A 26,301-nucleotide genomic window follows, 5' to 3' on the forward strand; every position below is an offset into this window, starting at 1 on the left:
GGCAATGAAATAATTTATTTTCCTTGTTCTAGCGGCAACAGTACAGTAATGGCCGTTCCTTGTCCAACCTTGCTTTCCACCCGAATACTGCTATTATGCTGCTCGGCAATCCAACTGGCAATGGATAACCCCAGCCCAGTTCCACCGGTGGCCTTAGTACGGGATTTATCCACACGGTAAAACCGGTCAAATATCCGGGTTTGCTCCTCGACTGGTATGCCGATACCGTCGTCCTGTACAGTAATAGCAAGCTGAGTACCCTGGTGCTCAGACGTAATACGGATCGTTCCCCCAACCGGAGTATACTTTACACTGTTTTCCAAAAAAATCCGGAGCATTTGTTTAATCAAGGCTCCATCGGCCTGAATAATGGCTGGGGCATTACCGGCTAATTCTACCTGATGCTCAGGGGCAATTATCCTAGTCTCACGCACAACTTCGTCGATAAGCCGTTCGATTGCGAGCGGCGTTTTATTTACTACCTGCTTACCCTGGTCGGCACGGGCCAAAAACAGCAATTTTTCCAGTAATACATGCATATTGCTCGCTTCTGATTGTATCGCACTGATACCTTCTGTCAATATGGCCTCATCCTGTTTGCCCCAGCGGTCAAGCATATCAGCATACCCACTGATAACAGTTATCGGCGTACGCAGCTCATGGGAAGCATCGCTGACAAACCGGCGCTGCTGCTCAAAACCGGCTTGAATCCGGTTTAACATATGGTTAAACGTTGTGGCTAGTTTGGACAGCTCATCTCCTGCTTCGCTGACCCTGAGCCGCTTTTCCAGGTTGTCGATTTCAATCAACTTGGCAGCTTCGGTCATATCGCGTACAGGCCGCAGGATCCTGCGGCTGATATAAAGGCCGGCAGCAATAGCGATTACTAACCCAAGCAAGCTTGTTCCAGCCAAACTGGCTGCCAAAATACGGAGAAAGTGGAACTCAGCAGAAAGTGGTCTGATAAACTGCAAAGTGTATTGGCGGCCGCCAGACCACACAAGCTGTTGTCCATAAAGGTCATCGTCAGCAGGGAAATTATGAAAACCTTTTTTCTTATCTGACAACAGTTCCCGATGCCGGGGCGGTCTATGTTCAAAATTCCGCAGGTAGGGAGCATTGTCTAACAGTAAGCGGTTTTGTTCATCAAAGATCCGCAACAATACGCCTGTTGCTAACAAATCCTGCTCTAACAACTGCTGATCGATTAGATTGCCTGCTGCTAGATAGCGAATAACATTCTCCCGGCTGCTATCCAAGTCTTTTTGCGCTTGGGTGACGAGAAAAAGCTTTACCCCACCCATAGTTAACAAACTAGTCAGGAGTAAAATACAAAACAAAATTACAGCATAGATAAGCGTTAATTTTATGGATACCGGCAATTTTGTCAACCTATGCTTACTCTTTGACCACATAACCTACTCCCCGGACGGTGTAAATATATTTTTGTCCATATTTTTCATCTAACTTACCGCGTAAATAACGGATATAGACATCAACCACATTGGTATCGCCAGTATAATCATAGCCCCACACCTCGTGGAGGATGCGATCACGGCTCATTACAATGTGCTTATTGCGAATAAGATATTCCAGCAAGTCATACTCCTTTTTTGTTAAGGACACTGGTTGACCGCTGACCTCAGCTTCATATCGCGAGGGATATAAGGTCAGATCGCCAATTGTGAGCGTGTCAGCCGTCAATTCATTGTGCGTTTCCTTGTTTTTACGGAGTGCGACCCGAATACGGGCAAATAACTCTTGAACAGCAAAGGGTTTGGTCAAATAATCATCCGCACCCGTATCTAACCCCAGGACTTTATCTTCAATCGCATCTTTGGCAGTGACCATAATTATCGGCATATCAGACAACTCCCGGACACGCCGGCAGATTTCCAGCCCATCAAGTTCGGGCAGCATAACATCAAGCACCACCAAATCAAAAGTTTCCTGAACTATCCGGTCCAAAGCACGGCGACCATTGGTTTCAATCAGTGTCTGATATCCCTCATGCTCTAATTCCAGTTGAAGGAACCGGGCAATTTTATACTCGTCTTCGACAATTAGAATTCGTTTATCAGTCGTCATATATACCCCCCCTTACTATATGAAACCATGTCTTCAACTAAAAGAAAAGCGCAGCAAGCTATTTCTAATCATATTTTAATCATATTTTAATGGCAGTATAAGGATTATTCGTTATTCTATATCCAAAGTACAACACGAAAGGGGATTACATTTAATGATTAAAGAATATTTTACCGCCACAAAAGAAACGTTACAGCGCCACAAAAAGAAGCTGGGAGGCCTGGTGGTTGCTGCGCTGCTGGTAACAGCGCTGTCAGCAGGAGCGCATGCCATGTTCCATATCCGGGGTGTGGTCACCGGTGTTGACGCTAATAGAGTTACTGTAGCCAATTTTTTCTGGAGCCAAACAGTTGACTTAACCGGCGCTCCGATAAATATCGCCGCTATTAAGCCTGGTGACCGAATTCTTATTCAGAAAAATCTGCAAGGCAATGTCCTCTACTCTGCCAGCTTTGCTCCTGGCCCCAAAGCACGGTTTGGGCCCGATCATATGCGTGGACATGGGAATGCTCATCATGAGCCAGGTGGTTACCATGAAGATGGCCGTCGCTAAGCCGCAGCCAACCCAGGTATTACTAAGTCGCATTTGACATTAAAAAGAAACAAAGCAGGCAGCTTCATAAGAAGTCGCCTGCTTTGTTTCTTTAGCTTAGAACTCTTGCAGAAAAATTAAAATAGTACCATTTGCGAATTCTTCAAGTTTTTTACGATCCGTTCTGTAATTTTATCGGTTGCACAAGGTCTGCCAATAAGCAGCGGTGAATTAACATCATGCCGCTTCCTATTTTCAAGCACAGCCTTTTCGCTGGCGGTGGCATAGCAATAAACACAACCATGCGGGCAGCAATCATAGGCGCCGATATCTACGCTATCAATGCACTGACAATATTCACGCTGTCCCTTTGCCTTTTTCCTATCAATAGCATAGCCAATAATCGTCTCAATAGTGTGCTTATTAATGCAGGCGGCATGCCTTATGCCAAATTGACTAAGCTCAATTTGCTCAGAGCAAGTTTCGAGGGAGATGTTATTCAGCCTGGCAATCTCAGCAAACTCTTCCGCTATTTTTAACATGCTCAGTATATCAACCTCGCTGTCAATAATGCCTTTTGCATTCTTGCAGGTTTTGGCATACAAATCAACATAGCTAAAAATACACTTGTTAGTATACCCTTTTAGCAAGTGGCACATCTTGGCAAAGGTATGGACATGATATTCTATCGTAAACTGTTGACTGACAATGATAGGATCATAACGCCATATGGTACGATGACTGCCTATTTTATTACTGAGTACTTTAAAGCTGTCAATAACCTTTGCTTTTTCAGGCAGATTATATTCGATATCTTTACCATATAGAGTCATCGTCCATTGAAAATAATACTGATAGCCGAGCGCGTCTATCCTATCTAACTTATCGAACATTGGTGCTGCGTTTTTTGTCCAAAACACAATACAATCAATATCCTCGGTGTTAAGCGGTATTTTGCTGATTTGTTTAGGATTCATCGGATTTCTTACATATACATAACCAGCCTTCAAGCGATTTACAAACCATTCCGAATAGAAAGCCGGTATATCGGTCCTTCTGCTTGCACTGATTATCATGTTTTCACCATTTGTCAATCAGTTTTTTCGCGCATAATTTTCGCATGGATTTTCAAAATCTTTTGCCCGTAGGTCGTACCTGGAACAGCCCATTTACCATTAAGTTCAGTCCAGGTTTTCGCTCCGCCAAAGTTCTTGCTGCATTTTAAAAGATTGTACCGGGGATCAACAATTTCTTTCTTCGGCGGTTCTGTGGACGCATAACCTAACAGATGCTGTATCTGAGCTCTGACACCGATTTGCGCTGAAATAAACCATGCTCCCCGTCCCCCATCGCCAACTGTCCCTAAACCACAATAATTGTTTTGTAGCGGTATCACATCACCGCCATACTTAAAATTACCAGTTTCATTCAACGCCTGGGCAAATGCAACGTCAGGCCGGATGCCTTCGTCTGTTGCCTCAGTATAAAAATCGTCGACTAATTCTTCCGCTGAAACAGTAAGCGCTGGAAATGGATTCTTGCTAAACAGGTACTGCAGACATTGCTCCTTGGTCGCCAGCGGCGGCCCCATAATTGATAAATCAAACACCGTGTTGCTGTTAAGTTCATCCCCCATTAGCGGTGACCCAGCAAGCGCCACCGGCATAAAAACAAATAAAACGCTAGCAACTAACACCAGAATACGCATTTCATTTCCCCCATAGATTTTCATCAGACTATCTGCTTCACATCAATCTGCATTCTCCACAGAAAGTCTGCATTCCTCTAGCCTGTTCTGCTATTTCAAATTAAAAAAGTCGCCTAAACCAAAAGTCCAGGCGACTTTAAAGAGAAATCACCGCTGCTTTATCTTAGTGCATACTGAGAACTTAGAGGCGAGGAGTTATTGAACGAAGAATTGTGAAGGGTTATATCCAGCATGCCACTCACATCCCTTTTTACAACTTGTACGGTCAAATGAATTTCTGCACTGTTGCTATATGTAGTATCGTACATTTTTCTTGGGTACATAAGAAGAACTTTTAGGGTACTTAGACTACGACCATTACCCTTTTCTTACGGATCAATTTTTACGCTATTATTCAAACTTGCAATACTATTCGCTACCACGATAATGCTGGCCAAATTAGTAATCGGGTCTAAAGCAAGTTGTTCAAGAATCTCTTCTAATATTAACATTGTAAAAATCACAATAGAGTTGCCAGCAGCTACGGTCGTTTTAGTCGAATTGGCTAATCTTCTCGCTTTTTTTTCTAATTCCTCCAGGCACAAAACAGTACAACAATCTGGAACGTTGTGGGATTGCATAAAAGTATCCCTCCTTGATTTAGTATATTCACTAAATTTTCAAGTGTCCCATCACCTTAGCCTGTCTAGATTAACGAGAAAAACGGTTTTGTAATTTTTGTAGTGGTTTTAACAGGTAAGCAGTTCCCACTCAGCGTGCTTAAATCCCACCAAAACCTTGTTGCCAGTAATCAAAATAGGACGTTTGACGAGCATACCATCAGTTGCAAGCAGCGCAAGTTGTTCCGAATCAGACATGGTTGACAGTTTATCCTTAAGACCCAGGGACTTGTACAAAATCCCGCTTGTATTAAAAAATTTTCTAAGCGGCAGCCCGCTGCGTGCTTGCCATTCTTCTAGCTCAGCTACTGTCGGGTTTTGTTCCTTAATATCCCGCTGTTCGTATGGTATTTGATTATCCTCCAGCCACTTCTTCGCCTTTTGGCAAGTAGTACATTTCGGGTAACATACAAAAGTGATCATACCCACGCCTCCTTCTACTTCACTGATCGCAATTACTATAGAACCATAAAACGAATAGGATCAACAGCATTGCCATTTACTCTGACTTCATAATGAACATGTGGTCCTGTGCTTCTCCCAGTACTGCCCATATAGGAAATAATTTGACCCTTTTTCACGCTTTGACCAGCATTAACTAGTACGCTGGAATTATGACCATATATTGTTTCAATACCATTGCCATGATCAATTTGCACGATATTGCCATAGCCTCCAGACCAGCCACTTTGTACAACAACCCCATCAGCAGTAGCAAAAATAGGTGTACCGATACTATTGGCAATATCCATCCCCGGATGTAATTCACTACCCCCACCCCAAGGTGAACTACGCCAGCCAAAACCAGAAGTAACATCTCCGCTTGTCGGCCAAATAGAAGGCGTAATTGCTAGCTTTGCAACCTTCTTCGCAATACTTTCAAGGTCTTGAGCCTGTCCACTCCCACTAGGCTGGATTGGTCCCTGTTTACTAAGTTCCTGCGTAATAGGTTCCTGCTCAGTTGTTGGAATACTGCTCGCACTAGTTATCTGGTGATGATTTGTGAAAATCCCTACCCCAAATATAATAAGTACGCACATTAGCGGAATCAGCCATTTGACAGAAATAGCTCTCATCCACCTACTGCCTACTTTCTGCTCATTATGCGTTTCATCCGAACTATGCATTACTGTATCTCCTCCCGAAAAAATATAGTAGCCACAACATTTTGACAGAGCTAGGCAGCTAACTGCTATGCCCAACCATCAAAGTCATAGCATGATTAATTTACATTATAACGGAAACTCGTCCATTTTACCATTTGATGATTTAATCTGAATATTGTCGCAATTACCGTTTAACACTTATTCGCTATACATAATGCAAGAAATATGGCGTCGGTTCAGGCGGAGTTGACTCTCCACCTGAATTCCCGCTGTTTCAGCCTTGCTGAAATGAGTTCACCAAATTACAAAAATTTTCAATAAATAGTTAAAATTTGCAGGATTTTTATTTTACATGTAGAAGAACGAATAGTTCATTACAATATAAATTAGTTTTATCGTTTTACATTCATTTAGTTTCACTTTTTTGTTCAGCTAACTATATTTTACTGAGGTGATTCCTTGGTTCCATATGATAAAACCGAGCATCTATACACCTTGATTCATAAAATTAACCGCAAATTACGGAGCCCAAAGTTTGACTTAACAGACCAGCGTCTATTACCACCTATTACCAAGGTTCAGTGGTGGATCTTGAAATCAGTGTGGGACCGCAAGCAATGTTGTGCCGGTGATCTTGCGAAAACGATAGGTGTTCGTCCCGCCACCATGTCACAAATGCTTGACCGCTTAGAGAACGCCGGACTCATTACCCGATTTACCGATGCCGCCGACGCCAGAATGCGGATAATCCGCTTAACTGATCAAGGACAGAACATGTTTCACAAGTCAGAATCCAAATTTGTCCAAAAGCTAGCCGGTCCGCTCGGGTACTTGACCCCGGAAGAACAGCAGTTCTTAATAATGTTACTGGAAAAACTGGTCAAACAGTTTCCGCAGCAAAATAATGACTGACGCCATCCGGGCTGCAGATAGACCCCGGAGCAATCAAGCTGCCATCCAGGGCAGCTTGATATATCGGCAAATACAAAAGTAAATTTTCCGATTTTTAACCGCCAAGAACGCCAAGAAAAACACAGTTTATGCCGTGGGATATGTATAACCACAGAGAACACAGAGTACGCAGAGGGAAATGCATGTCAAGCCGTTCCCTCTGCGTACTCTGCGTCTCTGTGGTTCAATAAACTTTAACTTTCGTGCTGTTCGCCCTAATAGCCATAAATCATAAGCTCGCCGCTAAAATTTCGGCAATATCCAAAACCTCAATATTATGAGAACCTTCCAATTTCACTGCTTCAGAGAAAACCATTTTACAAAACGGACAGGCAGTCCCAATTACTTCAGCCCCGGTTGCAACAGCTTCTTTGACGCGATTACCGGTGATCAAATTGTCGGCGGTAGGCGTTGTCCAAATCCTACCGCCACCAGCCCCGCAGCAAAAAGCTCGCTGCTTTGAACGCGGCATTTCTGCTAGCTGCATCTCAGGAACCGCTTTGATAACCTCCCGCGGCGGACTGAATACATCATTATACCGTCCTAAATAACAAGGATCGTGAAATACAACCACCTTAGCAAACGATTTATTAGCCAACAACTTCCCCTCCCGGAGTAAGTTCGCCAAAAAATCAGCGTAGTGTAGTACTTCAAACCCGCCGCCATATTGAGGATATTCATTTTTCAAGGTGTTAAAACAATGCGGGCAAGTAGTGATGATCTTTTTAATCTTCAGCTTATTCCAAGTAGCAATATTATCATTTACTGCTTTTTCAAAGAGAAATTCATTGCCCATGCGCCGGGCAGTATCCCCGCAGCACCATTCCAAACTACCAAGAACAGCAAAGTTGACGTTAGCCGCCTGTAAAAGTTTTATAAAGGCTGCTGCCGTTTTTTGCGCTTTGGCATCAAAAGCAGCTGCACAACCGGCGTAATAGAGATATTCCGCCTGGGGATTTTCCTGAATAGTAGGTACAGACAACTCCTTGGCCCATGGAAGACCCTCTTTGCGACTATAACCCCAAGGACTGCCCTGGCCGGTGATCCCGGCAAAGACTTGCTGCATGCCTTCACTGATATTACCTGCGGTCAATACCAGGTAACGTCGCATATCAATTAATTTGGAAATATGTTCAATGGATACCGGGCAGGCCTCCAGGCAGGCCCCACAGGTTGTGCAGCTCCAAATAAATTCCTGATCAAACAACCCCCCGGCCAGATTTTTTTTGAATTTATCTCCATTGGCCTTTTTATCTGTTTTATTTGCTTTATCTGTTTTTGTACCTATTTCTTGTTTTGTGATAGCCCCAGAAGTTTTTCCCTTCAGCAACCGGGGAGCTCTTGCTTCGATGTGTTTACGCAGACGACCGTTTATGGCCCGTGGTTTAAGCGGTTCACCACTTAATTGCCCCGGACATTGGCCATTACACCGGCCACATTTAACACAGGAATACACATCAAACAGTTGCTTCCAGGTAAAATCCTCCATGTAGTTGGCCCCAATAACAGCTTTGCACTTACCGTCCTGTTGGATTTTACTTAAAGCTCCCTTAGGAGCAAGGGTATGCCAATAAGCGTTAAAAGGAGCAAAAACCAGGTGTAAATGCGAAGAATTAGGAATAATAAAACACAATGAAAATACAGCCAGGAAATGAGTCCACCAGAAAATAGGCATAACCTTATATAAAGTAACTTCATTACTATTTACAAAAAACTGTGAACTGGCAAAAGCCAGCGGGGCAGCCGTAATCAAATTCAGGTCTTGCCCTAAGGCAAACCGGACAGCGTGAAAACCAACCTCAGTCAATACAATGGCTAAAATCAAGCCAAGTTTAACAAAGTCGGCGACACCGTTCTTCAGCCATTCCGGCTTCCTGACCGTTCTGCGGGTTGCAGCTCCTACTACGCCAACTATGATCAAAGCATTACAGATATCTTTTATAAACAAAAAATAATAATTATCCCCTATATAGTGAATATTGGTATTAAACAGTCCTTCTGCGGCCATATTCGGCATACCAACCAATAAAATCAGAAAGCCGAACACTATGAACAGGTGAAACAAACCAAACACGGGGTATTCCCGGACCTTCCTTTGCGCAACTACGTTAGTAAAAAAATATTTCCACCGTTCAACAGGACGATTGTGACGGTTTTCGCTTCGGCCTAATTGCGTAAAACGATAACGGCGAAAAACTCCGTAGATAAAATAGCCCACTGCGGTTACAGTCATCAGGGAAAAGACAAATACAGCCATCAATGTCATCTTCATAAAATCACCCAACTTGTAATTAGATTTAAAGAAATGGGCCTATCTTCTCTTAGAACTGCAACATTCAAATGAACGCATTGTCCAGCGCCGAAAGCGACAATTATAACAGGAAATTGTATCATCTGCTATCATTTCTTCTTCCACATCAACCCGAAAGTTCAGACATTTTTTCGCTATCCTGGCAGCACCTGTCCAATCTTGCTTGCCACCGCTAAATTCTTTTGCACCCTTTTCATTTATCAGCCACAAGAGTCCTCATCTCCTCATAGGCGCTAAGTTGGTTTTTGGAACATGTTTTCCACCCAACCCGTTCATTAGTGTCATTTAACTGTTGAACCAAAATCACTGCCTTGCCTTCAATAAAAATCGGCTTAACCATATTCTCCAACAAGACAAATTCACCAGCCTCCAAACAGGCGCCCTCCAAGCTTCTTACTTCATCAACAGCTGGATGAGCGCAAAAATCCTGCACTGTAATAATGTTATCCGGAGCATCAAATTTTAGCGTTCCCTTAAACCGGCCATCGTTGTAACTTAACCGCAAGCCAACCCCGGCTAAGGCTCCGATGATTCCTTGCCCATTGCCCCCATGTTCGGAAAGATGAATGTTCAACTTTCTGGCTAAACTATAGGCATCGGCTTTGGTTAACACTTCCCGCTTGGCTTTGTAGCCAAAATCTATCAAACTCTGCTTATCAAGCGAATCATCAATTACCGCTACACATAAGCCAGGGTCGGCCTCGACTTGACTTTCCCTCACGAGAAATTCAGCTGCATAGTCAATAATCTGCTGAAGACAGCCGTTTTCGATATCAGCGACAAAACACATTGAACTATTATGTGAGGTATAGGGAATAGCCGGATCGAGCAATAATTGGTGGCGGGTAATCCAGGAGCATTTACCCCAGTTGTGTTCTTCAATAGCACCTGCGATCATTTCAGCCAGTGTTCCCGTTCCTCTACTGTCAATACTATCGGTGTCATCAATACATACAAGAAGTTTCATAAAACTCACCCCTCTTATCCATTCATCTCTATTGTTTCCTGTTCCTTTTTATCAGTATTTCAAAGGCAATCCACCCGGCAACTAAGACAATTCCAATAGGAGTTATCCAATTAGTAAGGTTTGCTGTTATTTCCTTGGGTTTATTATCCAAATCCTGAATACTTGTTTCTGTAGCTGCGGCCGTATTGGCAGCAGCTTGCTGTTGCTCTGGTTTTTCCGCCGGCAATTGCTTGTCCTTACCACTCAGGTCATTAGGCGCAACGACGTTAGCCGGGGTGGCCGGGGTAGCGGCGGCAGGCTGTATGTCATCCGGCTCAGTAGCAGACTGGGGCGGTTGTACTACCGCCTCGCCTTTGGTCTTAAAGGCAATCGTTATTCCTGTTCCGCCAAGCGTTGCGCCGTTCTTAGCTTTTAATTCCGGGGAAATCTTTAAGTAATAAGCAGTACCGGGACGTAAGGGATTCACCGGTTGCACAAAGATGTTTTGCCTTTGGCTAAAATCAATAGTATCATCCAGCTTAGTTACACTAACCGGTATATTTTCATCATCCTGAGAAACAAGGCTAACACATTTACTGTTAACTCCCCAGATAAGACTATTTACTACATTTTTATCAAATTGCAAATTTAATTTGGCGTCTATAGGGACATCTACGGCATTTTCCACATTACCGCCGCCTACCAGAGTAACAGTTGCTAAATTGAATGATTTTTGACCTGGCACCCCTGGTGAAGCTGCCTGATTTCCCCCTTCAGCATAGGCAAAAGCAGCTACTTGCATAAACAAAATAATCAATATCGCACTTATCGGCTTCCATTTTACTTTGCCAAGCATGTTCTCACCCCGCGCAAAATTTAGTACCCCTTATATTGTCTACCCGCCAAAAGCGCCAACTTTTTCCCTGGCGTTTTCGGCGGTTTATTCACTATCCTTACTGTTCAGAGTCTTATAGCGTACCAGAATTAGCCGGAGGGGCAGCGGTATCAGACTGTATATCACCAGACTTAGCAGACTGGGGCGGTTGCACAGTCGCCTCCCCCTTGGTCTTAAAGGTAATAACTATCTCGTCCCCGTTGGTTCCACCAAGCGTGGCACCGTTCTTAGCTTTTATTTTTGGGGAAATCTTTAAGTAATAAGCAGTACCTGGCCTGAGGGAATTCACCGGTTGCACATATATATTTTGCCTTTGGCTAAGATCAACACTATCATCTAGCTTGGTTGCACTGATCGGTATATTTTCATTGTCCTGAGAAATAAGGCTAACACATTTACTATTATGTTCCCAGTTAAAAACTGCATTTTTATTAAAATGTAATTTGAATGTCGGTTCCACCGATATATCAGTGGCAGCTTGCAGATCTCCACCATCTACCATAGTAACAGAGATTAAGTTGAACGACTTACCCTGTCCGCCTCCGTCCCCTTGCGCATAAGCAAAAGCAGCTACTTGCAGCAATAAGATGGTAAATAACGCACTTATCAATTTGACTTTTAATTTGCTAATCATTTACTTCACACCTTCCAAAACATTATTCTAATTTTTAAAGAAAAAATGGCACGACAAATAATACACCAGCCACCAACAGAGAAATTTTATCCCTCCTTGCCAAAGACAAATTACGCATCCGGAAATGATTGGGACTTCCCGCATAACACCGGCTGGCCATGGCCATGGCCAAGTCATCAGCCCGTTGTAAGGAAGCGGCTAATAATGGAATTAATACCGCTGTCATACTTTTTAACCGGATTATAAGATTGGGTGAATTAAACGGTGCCCCCCGGGCTCGCTGCGCCCTGGTAATGGTCTCTGCTTCCTCCAGGATTGTGGGAATAAACCGGAAAGCTGTACCGATGATCATCGCAAACTGGTGGACCGGTATCTTTACGTACCGAAGTGGTGCCAGCAACGCTTCGATACCTGTGGCCAGACTAACTGGTGATGTCGTCATGGTTAGTAAGGAGGAACACAAATACAGTATTAATAACCGGAACAGAGTTGTGATACCTAGTTCAATACCTTCTTGGGTAATACTTACAAACCCCACATGCAACAGCGGATTACCCTTGGTAAGCAGCAACTGAACAGCAAAGGTCATTACTAACATCAGACTCAGTTTACGCAAACCACGCATAATTGGTTTAAGTTTTAGCCGGGATAAAATAATTGCCGCCATAATCAACAGAATACTATATAGCAACACGAACCATTTCGCGTCAAACAATACCGAAAAGGTGATGAACAGGCAGCTAATTATTTTGGTTCTGGGATCTAACCGGTGCAAAAAAGAATCACCTAGTACAAATTGACCCAGCTTTATGTTTTTCATAGACGAGTCTCCTTAGGAAACAGATTAACCGCCAAGGATTTTTACTATTTCCGCTTCCGCCTCTTCAAGGGTAGTAATACCGGTATTAACTGCTTTCCCACGTGCGGCCAGGGAAAAAATCACTTGTAGAAAATCAGGCAAAATAATCCCGGCTACCTTACGCAAGCCGCTTTGCGCTAAAACTTCCCGGGGATGCCCATGCATAATCAATTTGCCTTGTTCCATAACAGCGATATTATCAGCCAGAGTGATAACATCTTGCAGACTGTGGGAGATCATCACTACAGTGGTGTGATCTTCCTGCTGCAATTTTTTTATTAGCTGTAAAACAATCTCCCGACCACCAGGGTCCAAACCGGCAGTTGGCTCATCCAGTACCAGTATCTCCGGTTGCATGGCCAGCACGCTGGCGATGGCTACCCGCCGTCGCAAACCACCACTGAGACAAACCGGCGGCAACTCAGCAACCGCTGAATCTAAACCAACCCTGGCCAAAGCCCGGCTGGTTCGGTATGCAACCTCCCCGGCATCAAGCCCGAGGTTCCGCGGACCATAGGCTACATCGGCAAACACCGTATCTTCAAACAGTTGTTGTTCCGGGTACTGAAATACCAACCCTACTTTGCGCCATAATTCATTCCGGGACTGTTTATGTGCGGTATCCTGGCCGCAAATGCTTACCTGACCTGAGGTGGCGGCCAGCAGCCCGTTAAAATGCTGCACCAGCGTCGATTTTCCTGACCCATTGGTCCCCACGATACCCAAAAACTCACCCTGGTTAACAGACAAAGTAACATTGTCCACAGCCTTTTTTTCGTAAGGAGTACCCGGACAATAGACATAGCTTACATTTTCTACCTCGATAATTGGCATATAGTTTCCACCAGTTCCTGTACAGTATTAATGCCTTGGTCTATTTCATACCCCCTTGTTCTCAGATTATTAACTAACCGGACAATTCCTGGCGGGGCAAAACCAACCTGTGCCAATTCCAGCGGTGCCGCAAACAACTGCCTGGGCACTCCGTCAAGCAGGACTGTGCCGTGCTCCAGCACAAGTAAGCGGTTAGCCCGGACCATATCCTCCATATAATGGGATATCAACACAACAGTAATGTTATATTGCTTATTAAGTATTGTTAAGGTTTCCAGTAGTTCCTGACGGCCAGCAGGATCAAGCATTGAGGTGGGTTCGTCTAAAATCAAATGGTCTGGACGCATTGCCAAGGCTGAGGCAATGGCCACTTTCTGTTTTTGTCCGCCGGATAACAGGTGCGGAGCATGCCGGCGCAATTCTGCCAACCCCACAGCTTGCAGGGCCCAATCCACCCGTGCTTGTACCTCTTTGGCAGGCAGCCTGAGATTTTCCGGCCCAAAGGCCACATCTTCCTCAACAATGGCGCTAATCAGTTGATTATCGGGATTCTGAAAGACCATACCTACGTGGCTTCTTATTGCTTGTAACAAATTATTGTCCGCGGTATCCAACCCGTTAACAATCACCCGGCCGCCGGTAGGCCGGATTAAACCATTGATCAGCCGGGCCAGAGTAGACTTGCCTGACCCATTCATCCCGACCAAACCGACAAATTCGCCCTGCCGAATAGTTAGGCTTACGTTGTTAACCGCCGTTTTCCTGGTGCCACAAACCTGATACACCTTAGTTACATTAACCAATTCGATACTGCCATCCGGCACTGTCAGCCCCTCCTTTCCTAGGAAATTATTACTGCCAAGAGTGCCAAATAGGGAACGATGTTTGAACCGCAGAGTCACAGAGGACGCAGAGGATTTGATATTTTCTATCCCGGCGCGATAATATCGCACCATTTTTCCTGCATCTTCTCAGCGTCCTCTGCGTCCTCTGCGGTTAAAAACAATTACCGCTAAAGTTCTTTCTCCCATTCTCCTCTCTACGTCTCTGCGGTTAAAAACAGTTACCGCTAAGGCTCTTTCTCCCATCCCCCTCTCTGCGTCCTCTGCGTCTCTGCGGTTAAAAAAACCTTCCTTTTCATTTCCTATTCCCAGTTAGTCAGCCTAGGTTTCAGCCGCTTGATTAACAAAGCGGCAATTATCCCACCGGCCGCGCCGAACAGTACATGGGAAAGCGAGGAAATCCCCAGCCCCAGGGCCAGCAGTGCCAGCGGCAATTTAAGTAATAGCCCTACGGCAAAGTTCACCGCCAATTTTACTAAACTGGCAACTGCACCGCAGATGGCCCCGACAGCCAGTGACTCCAACTTATAGTTAAACAATGGCGCCAGACAATCAAGTATCAAGCCAGGAATAAAGTACCGAAAAAAAACCAGCACACCTTCTTTCCCTTCCCCCAATAACACCGCCAAAACACCAGAGACCATCCCCATGACAATCCCTGCGCCGAATTTCGGAATTAACCCCTTACCCAGCACCAGTATCCCCATCCAATAAATACTGGTATGTCCCGGCAGATGCAAAGGCAGCCTGGTTATATCCCTGGCTACCGAAATCAGCGTCCCGAACATAGTTAAGCGCAGCACATCAGCCAAACCCAGTTTAAACATAAACTTCTCCAGCACCATAACTTGACTATCTCCTCCTCGTATTCCCATTGGCAAGATGTTAATGAAATTAATTTACCGCATTAATTTCATTAACATCTTCAACCAAAATAGCTTTATTGGCTTTGTTATTACATAAATTGACCGTTCCCCGGTCAGTGAACTGTAAATTCAGGTCTTTGTTTATTTCATTATTTATCGGGTATACGATATTGTTCTTTAGCCCTTTAACCTCGACTTTACTGAACCTGTCAATACCGGCTGCAGCCAGCACAGCAAGCAGTCCCGGGCCGCCGGCATCTAATTGTCGCAGCACATCAACCCCAAACAAGGCCGCAGTTTTATTATTACTTTGAATAGTAATCAGGGTGGCCGTATGTAAGCCCCGGTTTTTGGCTAAATACTCGGTACCGTAGGCAGCCAGGACAATCAGCACAATTAACAGGACGCTAAGCGTTATCCTTCTATTTAACATTTTTAAATCACCACATCTTCCAAAATTTAAAGTAACAAAACATTACTAACTTTACAAGCTGAGGTTTTGGCGCAATTGTTCTTTGGATTTTCGAATAAAAGCATCCAGATCCGCAGCTTCAATACGAAATTCCCGGCCAATACGATATCCTGGCAACTCTCCCCGGTTAATCATTTTATATACGGTAAATCTTGTGATCTTCAGCAATGCAGCGACTTCTTCGGCGGTATAATACACTATAGGATTGCTCATGATAGTACATTCACCTCACTTCGTTGCTTTCGGCTATAGATAGGTGCTAAAACCAGAGTCCCAATTATAAATATCACAATTATTACTTAACACCATGGGAAATGTAAGCAGCAGCCTAATGGCGAAATTTGCATGCCATTTTTACCAAATAGCTAAAGATAAATTTATCTTTTAGCGTGGCTTGATGAGCTGTGTTTGTTTTGGTTGGCTCCATTTTGATGACCCCTTTCAAATTAATATAGTTTAGTGTAGTTTAATAGCGTATGGTAAGTTTTGTCAAGATAATTTGAATAAATTTCCTTAGTTTTACTAATCAAAAACGAACAAAACAAAGAATTAATCCAGCAATTTTGGTGGTACAGATTTCCTAATCGTAAAATAAATGGATTTATTAGCATAACTTAGCAGGAAATTCATGAATAATGTAGAATGATGCAAAAACAACTACTATGTACAACAAGAATTAACATAAAGGAATCCGATTTAAAATTATCTATGATATAGTTCATTTATATTTGCAGATAGTTATAACTAGATTGGCGTTCCGTTATTGATTAAATCAGAGTAATCGCTCGAATCTTAGTTGAACTACCATTATTTTCTGCTATATATCTTTTGGCTATATATTTTTTGTAAGGGACTGTTGTCGTCATTTTTGTTAGTTAAACTAACTATTTGGAGGGATGTTTTTGTCGATATGACGAAACCGAGCATTTGTACACTTTGATTCATAAAAGTAACCGCAAACTGAATAGCGAGCTCCTTAGCTGACCTACCTAACCCCCCCTGCAGGCACGGTATTCAGCCGATCGGTACAGTTGGAAACGGCTGTGCTTCCCCTTCTTTGGAAAGGAGTGCAATGTAGCAACGGCATAGCCATGCCTGTATTGGCGTGTCGGAATATGTTGTTCGTCTTTTTCCAAAAGAGGAACAACTTTTTCTATTTCAAGCTATGGTCATGTGGCCTTTACGATAAATAACTCAAGACAAAAGTTTATGGGTGAGATAAAAGCAAAAAGGAGGTGCTAGTTGTAAAAGCTTCGTTCCCTCCACTTTATTAAAGAGAAAGGATGAGATTATGCTACGAAAAAACAGATTATCACGCAGCAGTAAGCGCTGCCTGACTCTGGCCTTGGCGGTTATCTCCTGTACGAGCCTGCCGGCCTTTGCCGCCCCACCTGATGCTGGTACGATCGCCGGTCAAATCGCCGGCCAAGTGGCCGATAGCGTGAAAGAACAAAAGATCGTCGTCCCTCCCAAAGCCGATATCAAAATCGAAGTCAGCGAAGATCAACCAACCGCGCCGCCAGTCAACGAGGGCGACAAGTTTAAAATCAGCGGCCTGCATATCACCGGGCAAACCATCTACAGCGAAGCTACGTTGCAAGACTTGGTAAAAGACGCAACCAACCAGGAACTTACCTTGCCTGAATTGCAAACCATCGCCCGCCGTATTTCCCAATACTTTCGCGATCATGGCTATATGGTTGCCAACGCCTTTATTCCCGCCCAGGACATCACCGACGGGATAGCGGAAATCACGGTTGTCCCTGGTCAATACGGCAACATCGACATCCGCAACCATTCCAGACTTGCCGATAACACCGCCGCCCGCCTGCTCAGCAGCCTCAAAAGCGGCGACTATGTAAAAAAAGACACCCTGGAGCGTACCCTGCTGCTAATAAGTGATACCAGTGGCATTAGTATCAAAGCCACTCTGGTGCCAGGCAAAACAAGCGGTACCTCTGACCTTATCGTAGAAATTAACGACACCAAGGCCACAACCGCAGAATTCTCCCTCGACAACTATGGCAACCGTTTCACCGGCCAAAGGCGCAGCAACCTCAACCTCAACTTCAACAACATCAGCGGCAAAGGTGACGCGGTATCCATTAGCGGTACTAATTCCGGGGGCGACCTGAACAACGGCACCATCAACTACATGCTGCCTGTCGGCAGCAAAGGCGCCAAAATCGGCGTAGGCTATTCCCAGTTGCACTATACCATCGGTAAGGAATTCGAAGCCCTTGAAGCCGGCGGTACCTCAAAGAATACCAGTATTTTCGGTATATACCCCCTTGTCCGTTCCCGTAACTACAACCTTTATGGCGTAATTGAGTATAACCATCGCAAAATCGAAGACCACATTGACACATATGACGCCTTTACCGACAAACATAGCAATGCCTGGACCATCGGCCTGAACGGTAGCAACCGGGACAAATTCCGCGGCGGCGGTGTTAACAACTTTGCCCTGACCATTACCACCGGCCGCCTGAGCATCGACGATGGACAAGATATGTATGGCATTGCCGCGCAAACCGTCGATAACAAGGGCCTGCAAACTACCGGTTCCTATACCAAAGCCAACGTTAACTTCAACCGTCTGCAATACCTCAATAACCGACTCAACCTGTACCTTGGCTTTACCGGACAGCTGGCCAACAAAAACCTGGACTCCTCCGAAAAACTGTTCATCGGCGGCGCCAATGCCGTCAGAGCCTACCCCCAGGGCGAAGCATCAGGCGACCAGGGTTACCTCTTAACCGGCGAACTGCGCTGGAATATGCCGACCCCTGCTTTCCAACTGGCAGCCTTCATCGACAACGGCAGGGTATCAATTGATAAAAATCCGGTAGCCGGATCAGGCGATAACAGCCGCATCCTTACCGGCGCCGGCCTGGGACTCATTCTTAATAAGCAAAAAGACTACACCCTCCGGGTTGACTATGCCTGGAAGTTAAGCTCCAGCGATGCAACCTCAGACAGAGACAAAAGCGGTCGTTGGTGGGTGAAAGGTACTCAGCGTTTTTAAATATATTAACCGCAGAGACACAGAGGGCGCGGAGGAGGAATTTTTCAATGGCCAAAGAGATGAATTCTGATCTGAATATGAATAGGTTAACCGGGTTGGTTATTGGCGCTGCCGTTGAAGTGCATCGTATGTTAGGACCGGGTTATCTCGAAAGCGTTTATGAAGAAGCACTTTCTGCCGAGTTTACAATGCAAAATATCCCATTTGAAAGGCAGAAAACAATATCTATAAACTACAAGGGATTTCCGGTTGGCGAAAGTCGTTTAGATTTCCTGGTGGATTCGCAGCTAATTGTGGAATTAAAAGCTGTTGAAAACTTGGCGCCGATTCATAAAGCCCAGGTTCTTTCTTACATGAAAGCCACAGGATACAAAATAGCATTATTGATCAATTTTAACGTTGTTTTGTTAAAAAACGGCATTAATCGAATTATACTTACAGAATAATCCTACTCCTCTACGTACTCTGCAGATCAACCTTTTATATTAAACTATATCAACCGCAGAGACACAGAGCGCGCAGAGGGAGATTATTTTAATGGTTAACGAGATGGATTCTAAGCTGAACAGGCTAATTATCCCAATTCTCTGTGTACTCTGCGCCTCTGTGGTTCAAATCGACTCAATCTTTTATTTTTCAATGTATCAACCGCAGAGACACAGAGGGCGCGGAGGGAGATTATTTTATTTGGATTAACGCGTTTTATTAAAACACAAACCCAATCCTCTGTGTACTCTGCGTCTCTGTGGTTCAAATCGACTCAATCTTTTATTTTTTAATGTATCAACCGCAGAGACACAGAGGGCGCGGAGGGAGATTATTTTATTTGAATTAACGCGTTCTATTAAAACACAAACCCAATCCTCTGTGTACTCTGCGTCTCTGTGGTTCAAATCCCTATTCCTCTGCGTACTCTGCGGTTCAAAAACGGTTCAACCCTTTATTTTAAGCAAGGAGGTATACTACATGCAAAGAAAATGGCGGCGCGATTGGGAGCGCAGTAAACCAAGCCAGCGGCAAAACAGTGTCAGCAAATCCACTCCCACGATTAATCCCCTGAAAATACTCGCCAAAAGCATCTTACCGTCCGTAATGGCAGCAGGCATCCTGCTCGGCAGTATGAATGGGGTCTTTGCCAACCCGACCGGCGGCACAGTGACTACCGGTTCCGGTACCATCAGTTCCAGCGGCACGACTACCACCATCACCCAGACTACCGATAAACTCGGCATCAACTGGCAGAGCTTCAGCATCGGCAGCGGTGAAACGGTAAACTTCATTCAGCCCGGCACCAGTTCGATCGCCTTAAACCGGGTCATCGGCAATGACGCTTCGGCAATTTACGGCACCCTGACAGCCAACGGCAAAGTATTTCTCATCAACCCCAACGGCATCCTGTTCGCCCCCGGCGCCAAGGTCGACGTCGGCGGGCTGGTGGCCTCGACCTTAGATCTGTCTGACAGTGATTTTCAGGCCGGGAAATATAAATTTACCGGCCGGGACGGCACCATCGGCACAGTCGTCAACCAGGGAACCATTACGGCTGCCAACGGCGGCTATGTAGCCCTGCTCGGCCCCCAGGTGGCCAACGAAGGTATCATTGTCGCCCAGCAAGGCACAGTAGCCCTGGGCGCCGGCCAGGCCATCACGCTGGATATGGACGGCGACGGGCTATTGAACCTGGCTGTGGACAAGGCAGCGATAAATGCCAGTGCAGCCAATCACAATCTCATCCAGGCTGATGGCGGACAAGTCATCATGGCCGCCAGCGCGGCCGGTGACCTGGCCGGCACAGTGGTCAACAACAGCGGCATTATTCAGGCCCACAGTGTCAGTAATGTTAACGGCAAAATCATTCTGGACGGCGGCACTAACGGCACAGTAGTGAGCAGCGGCACCCTGGACGCCTCCGGGAAAAACGCGGGCGAAACCGGCGGTACGGTTAAGGTACTAGGCAATACCGTCACCCTGGCCGACGGCGCTAAGGTTAACGTGTCCGGCGCCAAGGGCGGCGGTACAGCGCTCATTGGCGGTAATTACCAGGGCAAAGGAACCGAACAGAATGCCACTACTACCACGGTAGCAGCCACTGCCACTATTAACGCCGATGCCCTCACCAGCGGTGACGGCGGCCAGGTCGTGGTGTGGGCCAATGACACCACCAATTACTATGGCACCATCTCGGCTAAAGGCGGCTCGGTCAGCGGCAACGGCGGCAGCGCCGAAGTGTCCGGTAAACAGACACTGCTGTACAAAGGCTACACCAACCTGCTGGCGCCCAACGGCACGACAGGCACCCTGCTGCTGGACCCCGGCGAGTACACCATCAGCACGGACGCCACCAGCGGCAATGTATATAACGCCACTGACCTGGCTAACCAGCTAACTTCCGCCAACATCACCCTCCAGACCGACGGCACCGGTACCGGTAATATCACCGTTGCCGCCCCCGTATCCTGGTCGAGCGGCAACAGCCTCACCCTGCAGGCCGATAACGATATCAATGTCAACGCCAACATCACCAATACCGGCAGCGGCGGCGTTACCCTCAAGGCCGACAAGGATGTCAATGTCAATGCAACCATCACCACCGGCAGTGGCAATGTGGTGCTGCGGTCTGACAGCGACGCCGACAGCAGCGGCACGGTTGCCTTCGGGACAGACGGCAAGGTGGTAAGCGGCGGGACGGTGTCCATTTACTATAATCCAACAAGTTACGACGACGCGGCTACCCAGTCGACCGCGGTTACCACCTGGGCCGGAACAACAACCAGTAATCCTTATACTTCTTACGTTACCGGCGATCTCACCGCCTACATGCTGGTGAACTCGCTGGACGATTTGCAGAACGTCAGCAACAACCTTTACGGCGTCTACGCCCTGGGTACTGATATTGACGCCGGCGCCACCAGCACTTGGAACAGCGGCGCGGGTTTTGTGCCAATTGGTGGCACTCAATCCTTTGGCGGCATTTTTGACGGTGATGGGCATGTGATCAGTGGGCTTACCATTAATAGCAATAGTTCTTCTGCTTACATTGGTCTGTTTAGCCATACGATCTACGCAACCATTCGCAATGTCGGACTGGAAAATGTCAATATAACCGGCACCTGGAATAACGGCGGTGCTTTGGTAGGTTCAGCCGCAGCCTACACGACTATCACCAATTGCTACAGCACAGGCACAATAAAAGGAATCGGTAGTATTGCTGGTGGCTTGGTAGGTAATAGCGAAGCCACCACCTTCACCAACAGCTACAGCGACGTCAACATATCTGTTAATTCTAGCACAAGTGTAACTGCAGGCGGTCTTGTCGGGAGTATGAGCAGCGGCGGTGCCATCACCAATAGCTACAGCACAGGTACAGTCGACGTTACCGCTACAGGGAACTGGACCAGCGTGGGCGGCTTGGTAGGGAGTAGTGGTGGTACGATCACAAATTCCTACAGCACCGGGGCGCTAACCCTTACCGATGCTGCCGGATTTAATTTTATTGGTGGTTTAGTCGGAATTGACTCGAGCATATCTACATTCAATAACTGCTATACTACGAGTCCGGTCACAATGAATGGCGACAGTAGTTACGTTGGCGGTTTTGGCGGACTCGTCCTTGGCACTATCACAAATTCCTACAGTACAGGTTCGATAACCAATAACGGCAGCAACACTTTCGGTGGTTTTCTAGGGAGCAACGGAAGTGCTTTTGGGTTGAACGCTACTATCGCCGGTTCCTACTGGGATACCGAGACTTCAGGCATAAGCGATACAACCAAAGGCGTTGGCGACGCCGCTAATGCCAGCGGCGTCACCGGTTTGACAACAATCCAGGCAAGGGACAAGACCACCTTGACAAACCTTGGTTTTGACTTTACCAACACCTGGTTCATGATCGACGGTTATACCCGTCCCTTCCTGCGGTCCGAATTATATAGTTCCACCATCAGTAACGCCCACCAATTGCAGTTAATCGCCGCAACTGAGAACCTGAACGACAGTTATACTCTTAGCCGCAACCTCGACCTGAGCGGGCTGTTCACTGACGCCGCCGGTATGTGGAACACAGCTACCGGCTTCGTCCCCATCGGCAGTGCTACCACGCCGTTTACCGGTTCTTTTGACGGCAACGGATACTCAATCAGCGGCCTTACCATCACCAACCCGTCAGTTTCGGCCATCGGTCTGTTCGGTTATATCAGCGGCGCAACCATCAGCGATGTCGGCCTGACCGGTCTGGTCATCACCGGCGGCGCCAATAACACGTATGTCGGCGGCCTGGTTGGCTATAATGACGGCGGTACCATTGCCGATGTGTACACTACAGGCGCGGTAAACGGCGGTACCAATGCCGGCGGCCTGGTCGGTTTTAACAACGGCACTGTGAAACAATCCTATAGCATGGCTACCGTCAGCGGCGCCGGCAATGTCGGCGGCCTGACCGGGACCAATACCGGCACCATTACCAACAGTTATTTTGATGCTGCCGGCGTGGTCTCCGGTGGCACCGCCAGCAAGACGGGCGGCATCGCCGGCGTTAACAGCGGTACTATTTCCACTTCCTACAGCGCTGGCGCGGTAAGCGGCGGTACAGCCGGCGGCCTGGTCGGCGACGGCAGCGGCGGCACAGTTGCAGCCTCAGTGTGGGATACCACCACTTCCGGCCAGACAAGCGGCGTCGGCAGTGATTCGTCCGCCACCGGTGTCACCGGACTGACCACTGCCCAAATGGGCAACAGCGCCAACTATCCCAGCGGCTGGGATTTTACCAATACCTGGTCTTTATCCGGGGCACGGCCCCTCCTGCAGTGGGAATTAAACGGCAGCACCATCATCACCACGCTTGATCAACTCCTGGCCCTAAGCAACAATCTGAGTGGTACGTATATTCTGGCCGCTGATATCGACCTGACTGGCACGGCGTGGACACCCATCGGCGACAGTGCTACAACTTCCTTTACCGGTATCCTGAAGGGCAACGGCTATACCATCAGCGGGCTGACCATCACGGACTCTGCCGCTTCCGCCCTCGGCCTGTTCGGCTATACCAAGGGCGCCTCCCTCAGCAGCATCAACCTGACCAACGTCAATATCGTGGCCGGCGCAAATAACCTGTATGTCGGCAGCCTGGTCGGCTACAGTGGGATCGGCACCAGCATCACCGGTTCCTCCAGTGCCGGTAAAATTATTGCCAGCGGCACCGGCAACACCGTCGGTGGCCTGGTCGGCTACAACGCCGGCAGTATCGAGAGTTCTGCCAACACAGCCGCTGTTACCGCCACCGGCGCCAGCAGCCTAGTGGGCGGCCTGGCGGGCTGGAATGCAATTGATGGCGTCATCACCGGGTCCAACAATGCCGGCATGGTAACCGCCAGCGGCGCCAACAGCATAGTCGGCGGCCTGACGGGAACAAACGCGGGCACTATTGAAAGCTCCTATGTCGACACTGCCGTTACCGTCACCAGTGATGCCGACAGCAACTCAGCCGGCGGCCTGGTTGGCGAAAACGACGGCAGCATCAGCAGTTCCTACAATAAGGGCGGGGTGAAAACAACTGCGAGCGCCACCAATAATAAGGTCGGCGGTCTGGCCGGGGTAAACAATGCCAGCAGCACTATTACCGGTTCCTACAATAGCGGCGCGATAACCGCCAATGGTGCTGCCAGTGACGTTGGCGGCCTGATCGGAACTAATAATAGTAACATTACCAGCCTTTACAATGCCGGCGCAGTGACCAGCACCGCCGACAACAGCATCGTTGGCGGCCTTGTGGGCAGAAACAATAGCACGATCAGCAATTCCTATAATTCCGCCAGAGTAACCGCCAGCGGTGCCACCAGCACAGCCGGCGGCCTGGTCGGGATAAACACCTCCACCGGCGCCATCACCGGCTCCTACGATACCAGCGCGGTCACCGTCAGCGGCGCCGCCAGCACAGCCGGCGGCCTGGTGGGAGAAAATGACGGCAGCATCACCAACTCCTACAGCATGATCAAGACCTCCGGCACCGGCGCCGGCAGCACCATCGGCGGCCTGGCCGGGATAAACAACGGCACCATCGCCACTTCCTTCAGCGTCGGCGCCACCACCGGCACTGACAGCACAGTCGGTGGTCTGGTCGGCGTGAACAATGGCACCATTACCGACGCAGTTTGGTGTACAACAACCTCCGGGCAAACCACCGGGATCGGTTCCGGTTCCGGCACTGCCACCAATGTCCAGGGCTTGATGTGGGCCAATATGTTAAAAAGCAGCAATTTCTCCACATGGGATACCAGCAAATGGGGAATTACCAACGGTTTCCTCCCCTACCTCCAGTGGCAGTATGACGGTACGCCAACACAAAGTTTCACCGGTACAGTCCAGGGAGGCACCGGCGAAACGATTAATGTTGTATTTACGAACTATTCGGGAATAACTCAAACAGCTGCGCAAGCTTATGAATTCGGTGTTGATGGTTTCTATTATGGCATGGGCACGACATCAGTGCCTACCAACAGAGCAGTATTGCTCTACGTCGCAGGCGACGCCAACTATAAGGCTAACAGCATCTACCGCGCCACCAGCAACGGCCTGACAGGCAGCAAGCTGATCAAAGATACACTGTTCATCGATAACAGTGGCGCAACATCGGATACAGATCCAAGTATATGGAATGTATTTACAACCTACCAGTCACCCGATGAAATTCTTTATACATTCGGCACTCTGAATGGCGTCTCCGGGCTTATAGTAAACGGCAACCTCATAGCCAATGATATTTCACTTGGTAATAGCACCAATAGCATAATCGCCACCGGCTCCATTACCATTACCACCCCCGGCGATATTATGTTCAATAACAACTTTCATGCAAATAATCTTGATTCATTCGATTTAGGCAATCAGCAACTTGTCGCCCTCGGCGGCGACATTACCATAACCGCCGGCGGCAACATCATCCTGCGCCACGGAGCAACCAATACTACCGAGCTTACCGCCAGCGGCGACGTTACCCTGGTGGCCGGTACCGGCTTCCTCAATGACAGCGGCGCCAACGCCATCGTGGCCGGCGGACGCTGGCTGGTATATGCCCCCGATCAGCTCATTTATTCGTCCAACACTGCGTTATACTATGACGCCAGAACTTATGACAAACTGTCCCGGATGACCAGCAAGGTGGACAGCCCCAGCAGCGAGCTCATCTATGACGCCCGAGGCGGGCTGACTGGTGACTTTGTCCTATGGGATGGCCAATCAGCGCCAGCTACTGGCAGCGGCTTTATCTTCACAGCAGCCAATCCGTTAACCCGTCCCCTGACACCGGCCCAGTTACAACGTAACGCGGCCATTACCGAAGCCCTCATCTCCAATGCCAGGTTAGGCTCGATAGTTACACCAGCCGCTGATCTGGCGGTAAGTTCAGAGACTTTGCCGTTCCTGACCATCGTCGGTGAAGGTGTGGCAATTCAATAGTCTTGTCTTAGGAATAGTAAATCTATTAACCGCAGAGACGCAGAGATCACAAAGGGGTATACGGATTTATTGGCAGAAAAGAGTCCCTTTTGTCGAAAATCCCTCTGCGCCCTCTGTGCCC

22 protein-coding genes, 1 pseudogene and 1 riboswitch are annotated in these 26,301 nt (G+C 47.3%); of the genes and pseudogenes, 5 read left to right on the plus strand and 18 right to left on the minus strand.

The features are described 5' to 3' along the window. Positions 1–14: 14 nt before the first annotated feature. Positions 15–1,415, minus strand: coding sequence for a cell wall metabolism sensor histidine kinase WalK (locus SALPA_RS00180; protein WP_145088340.1), 1,401 nt, complete (start codon positions 1,413–1,415; stop codon positions 15–17). After that, positions 1,399–2,088: a response regulator transcription factor gene (locus SALPA_RS00185; RefSeq protein WP_145088342.1), complete on the minus strand. Its 690-nt coding sequence runs from the start codon at positions 2,086–2,088 to the stop codon at positions 1,399–1,401. Before SALPA_RS00185 ends, SALPA_RS00180 begins: the two co-directional genes overlap by 17 nt. A gap of 154 nt (positions 2,089–2,242) precedes the next feature. Between SALPA_RS00185 and SALPA_RS00190 the strand changes: the two genes are divergently transcribed. Then, positions 2,243–2,641 (plus strand): hypothetical protein, encoded by a 399-nt coding sequence (locus SALPA_RS00190; protein ID WP_145088344.1) that lies wholly within the window; start codon positions 2,243–2,245, stop codon positions 2,639–2,641. A 116-nt stretch (positions 2,642–2,757) separates the two neighbouring features. On the opposite strand, the gene SALPA_RS00195 is transcribed toward SALPA_RS00190, so the two are convergent. The 5 genes and pseudogenes from SALPA_RS00195 to SALPA_RS30665 form a co-directional block, all read right to left on the minus strand. Beyond that, complete coding sequence (locus tag SALPA_RS00195; RefSeq protein ID WP_255450695.1) at positions 2,758–3,714, minus strand: DUF1848 domain-containing protein; 957 nt, start codon at positions 3,712–3,714, stop codon at positions 2,758–2,760. Then, entirely contained in the window at positions 3,711–4,352 is a 642-nt protein-coding gene (locus SALPA_RS00200) for a glucosaminidase domain-containing protein (protein WP_145088348.1), read from the minus strand. The genes SALPA_RS00195 and SALPA_RS00200 overlap by 4 nt, the downstream gene beginning before the upstream one ends. A 344-nt stretch (positions 4,353–4,696) precedes the next feature. Next, positions 4,697–4,948, minus strand: coding sequence for a hypothetical protein (locus SALPA_RS00205; RefSeq protein WP_145088350.1), 252 nt, complete (start codon positions 4,946–4,948; stop codon positions 4,697–4,699). A gap of 108 nt (positions 4,949–5,056) precedes the next feature. Then, the gene (locus tag SALPA_RS00210) at positions 5,057–5,410 is read right to left on the minus strand and encodes an arsenate reductase family protein (RefSeq protein ID WP_145088352.1); all 354 of its coding nucleotides are present in this window, start codon (positions 5,408–5,410) and stop codon (positions 5,057–5,059) included. A gap of 35 nt (positions 5,411–5,445) precedes the next feature. Then, positions 5,446–5,844: pseudogene (locus SALPA_RS30665) on the minus strand (M23 family metallopeptidase); the annotation flags it as partial. A gap of 744 nt (positions 5,845–6,588) precedes the next feature. Here SALPA_RS30665 and SALPA_RS00220 point away from each other — a divergent pair. Beyond that, on the plus strand, positions 6,589–7,005 hold the full coding sequence (locus SALPA_RS00220; RefSeq protein WP_222427783.1) for a MarR family winged helix-turn-helix transcriptional regulator: 417 nt from the start codon (positions 6,589–6,591) through the stop codon (positions 7,003–7,005). Positions 7,006–7,273: 268 nt separating this feature from the next. Here the strand turns inward: SALPA_RS00220 and SALPA_RS00225 are convergent, their stop codons facing one another. The 11 genes from SALPA_RS00225 to SALPA_RS00275 all read right to left on the minus strand — a co-directional run bounded on the left by SALPA_RS00225 (position 7,274) and on the right by SALPA_RS00275 (position 15,916). Then, positions 7,274–9,316: a (Fe-S)-binding protein gene (locus SALPA_RS00225; protein WP_145088358.1), complete on the minus strand. Its 2,043-nt coding sequence runs from the start codon at positions 9,314–9,316 to the stop codon at positions 7,274–7,276. A 39-nt stretch (positions 9,317–9,355) separates the two neighbouring features. Further along, the gene (locus tag SALPA_RS00230) at positions 9,356–9,565 is read right to left on the minus strand and encodes a hypothetical protein (RefSeq protein ID WP_145088360.1); all 210 of its coding nucleotides are present in this window, start codon (positions 9,563–9,565) and stop codon (positions 9,356–9,358) included. After that, a complete protein-coding gene (locus SALPA_RS00235; protein ID WP_145088362.1) occupies positions 9,549–10,322 on the minus strand; it encodes a hypothetical protein in 774 nt (257 codons plus the stop codon). Before SALPA_RS00235 ends, SALPA_RS00230 begins: the two co-directional genes overlap by 17 nt. 28 nt (positions 10,323–10,350) lie before the next feature. Next, positions 10,351–11,157, minus strand: a complete 807-nt coding sequence (locus SALPA_RS00240) for an Ig-like domain-containing protein (RefSeq protein WP_145088364.1) — start codon at positions 11,155–11,157, stop codon at positions 10,351–10,353. A 112-nt stretch (positions 11,158–11,269) separates the two neighbouring features. Further along, positions 11,270–11,830, minus strand: a complete 561-nt coding sequence (locus tag SALPA_RS00245) for an Ig-like domain-containing protein (RefSeq protein ID WP_145088366.1) — start codon at positions 11,828–11,830, stop codon at positions 11,270–11,272. 34 nt (positions 11,831–11,864) lie between these two features. Then, positions 11,865–12,650 (minus strand): energy-coupling factor transporter transmembrane protein EcfT, encoded by a 786-nt coding sequence (locus SALPA_RS00250; RefSeq protein ID WP_145088368.1) that lies wholly within the window; start codon positions 12,648–12,650, stop codon positions 11,865–11,867. Positions 12,651–12,674: 24 nt separating this feature from the next. Then, positions 12,675–13,523 carry an energy-coupling factor transporter ATPase gene (locus SALPA_RS00255; protein WP_145088370.1) on the minus strand — a complete coding sequence of 283 codons (849 nt, stop codon included), beginning with the start codon at positions 13,521–13,523 and terminating at the stop codon, positions 12,675–12,677. Next, entirely contained in the window at positions 13,505–14,347 is an 843-nt protein-coding gene (locus tag SALPA_RS00260; RefSeq protein WP_222427784.1) for an energy-coupling factor transporter ATPase, read from the minus strand. Before SALPA_RS00260 ends, SALPA_RS00255 begins: the two co-directional genes overlap by 19 nt. A 320-nt stretch (positions 14,348–14,667) precedes the next feature. Then, on the minus strand, positions 14,668–15,240 hold the full coding sequence (locus tag SALPA_RS00265; protein WP_145088374.1) for an ECF transporter S component: 573 nt from the start codon (positions 15,238–15,240) through the stop codon (positions 14,668–14,670). Positions 15,241–15,259: 19 nt separating this feature from the next. Continuing rightward, positions 15,260–15,664: a hypothetical protein gene (locus tag SALPA_RS00270; protein ID WP_145088376.1), complete on the minus strand. Its 405-nt coding sequence runs from the start codon at positions 15,662–15,664 to the stop codon at positions 15,260–15,262. A 51-nt stretch (positions 15,665–15,715) separates the two neighbouring features. Beyond that, a complete protein-coding gene (locus SALPA_RS00275) occupies positions 15,716–15,916 on the minus strand; it encodes a helix-turn-helix domain-containing protein (RefSeq protein WP_145088378.1) in 201 nt (66 codons plus the stop codon). Positions 15,917–16,663: 747 nt separating this feature from the next. Then, positions 16,664–16,787: riboswitch (molybdenum cofactor riboswitch) on the plus strand. Positions 16,788–16,994: 207 nt separating this feature from the next. Here SALPA_RS00275 and SALPA_RS00280 point away from each other — a divergent pair. The 3 genes from SALPA_RS00280 to SALPA_RS00290 all read left to right on the plus strand — a co-directional run bounded on the left by SALPA_RS00280 (position 16,995) and on the right by SALPA_RS00290 (position 26,180). After that, positions 16,995–18,731 carry a ShlB/FhaC/HecB family hemolysin secretion/activation protein gene (locus tag SALPA_RS00280; protein WP_145088380.1) on the plus strand — a complete coding sequence of 579 codons (1,737 nt, stop codon included), beginning with the start codon at positions 16,995–16,997 and terminating at the stop codon, positions 18,729–18,731. 47 nt (positions 18,732–18,778) lie between these two features. Further along, positions 18,779–19,177, plus strand: a complete 399-nt coding sequence (locus tag SALPA_RS00285) for a GxxExxY protein (RefSeq protein ID WP_145088382.1) — start codon at positions 18,779–18,781, stop codon at positions 19,175–19,177. Positions 19,178–19,697: 520 nt separating this feature from the next. After that, the gene (locus SALPA_RS00290; protein WP_145088384.1) at positions 19,698–26,180 is read left to right on the plus strand and encodes a filamentous hemagglutinin N-terminal domain-containing protein; all 6,483 of its coding nucleotides are present in this window, start codon (positions 19,698–19,700) and stop codon (positions 26,178–26,180) included. Positions 26,181–26,301: the final 121 nt, after the last annotated feature.

Source organism: Sporomusa sp. KB1 (genome assembly GCF_007830295.1).
Taxonomy (GTDB): domain Bacteria; phylum Bacillota; class Negativicutes; order Sporomusales; family Sporomusaceae; genus Sporomusa.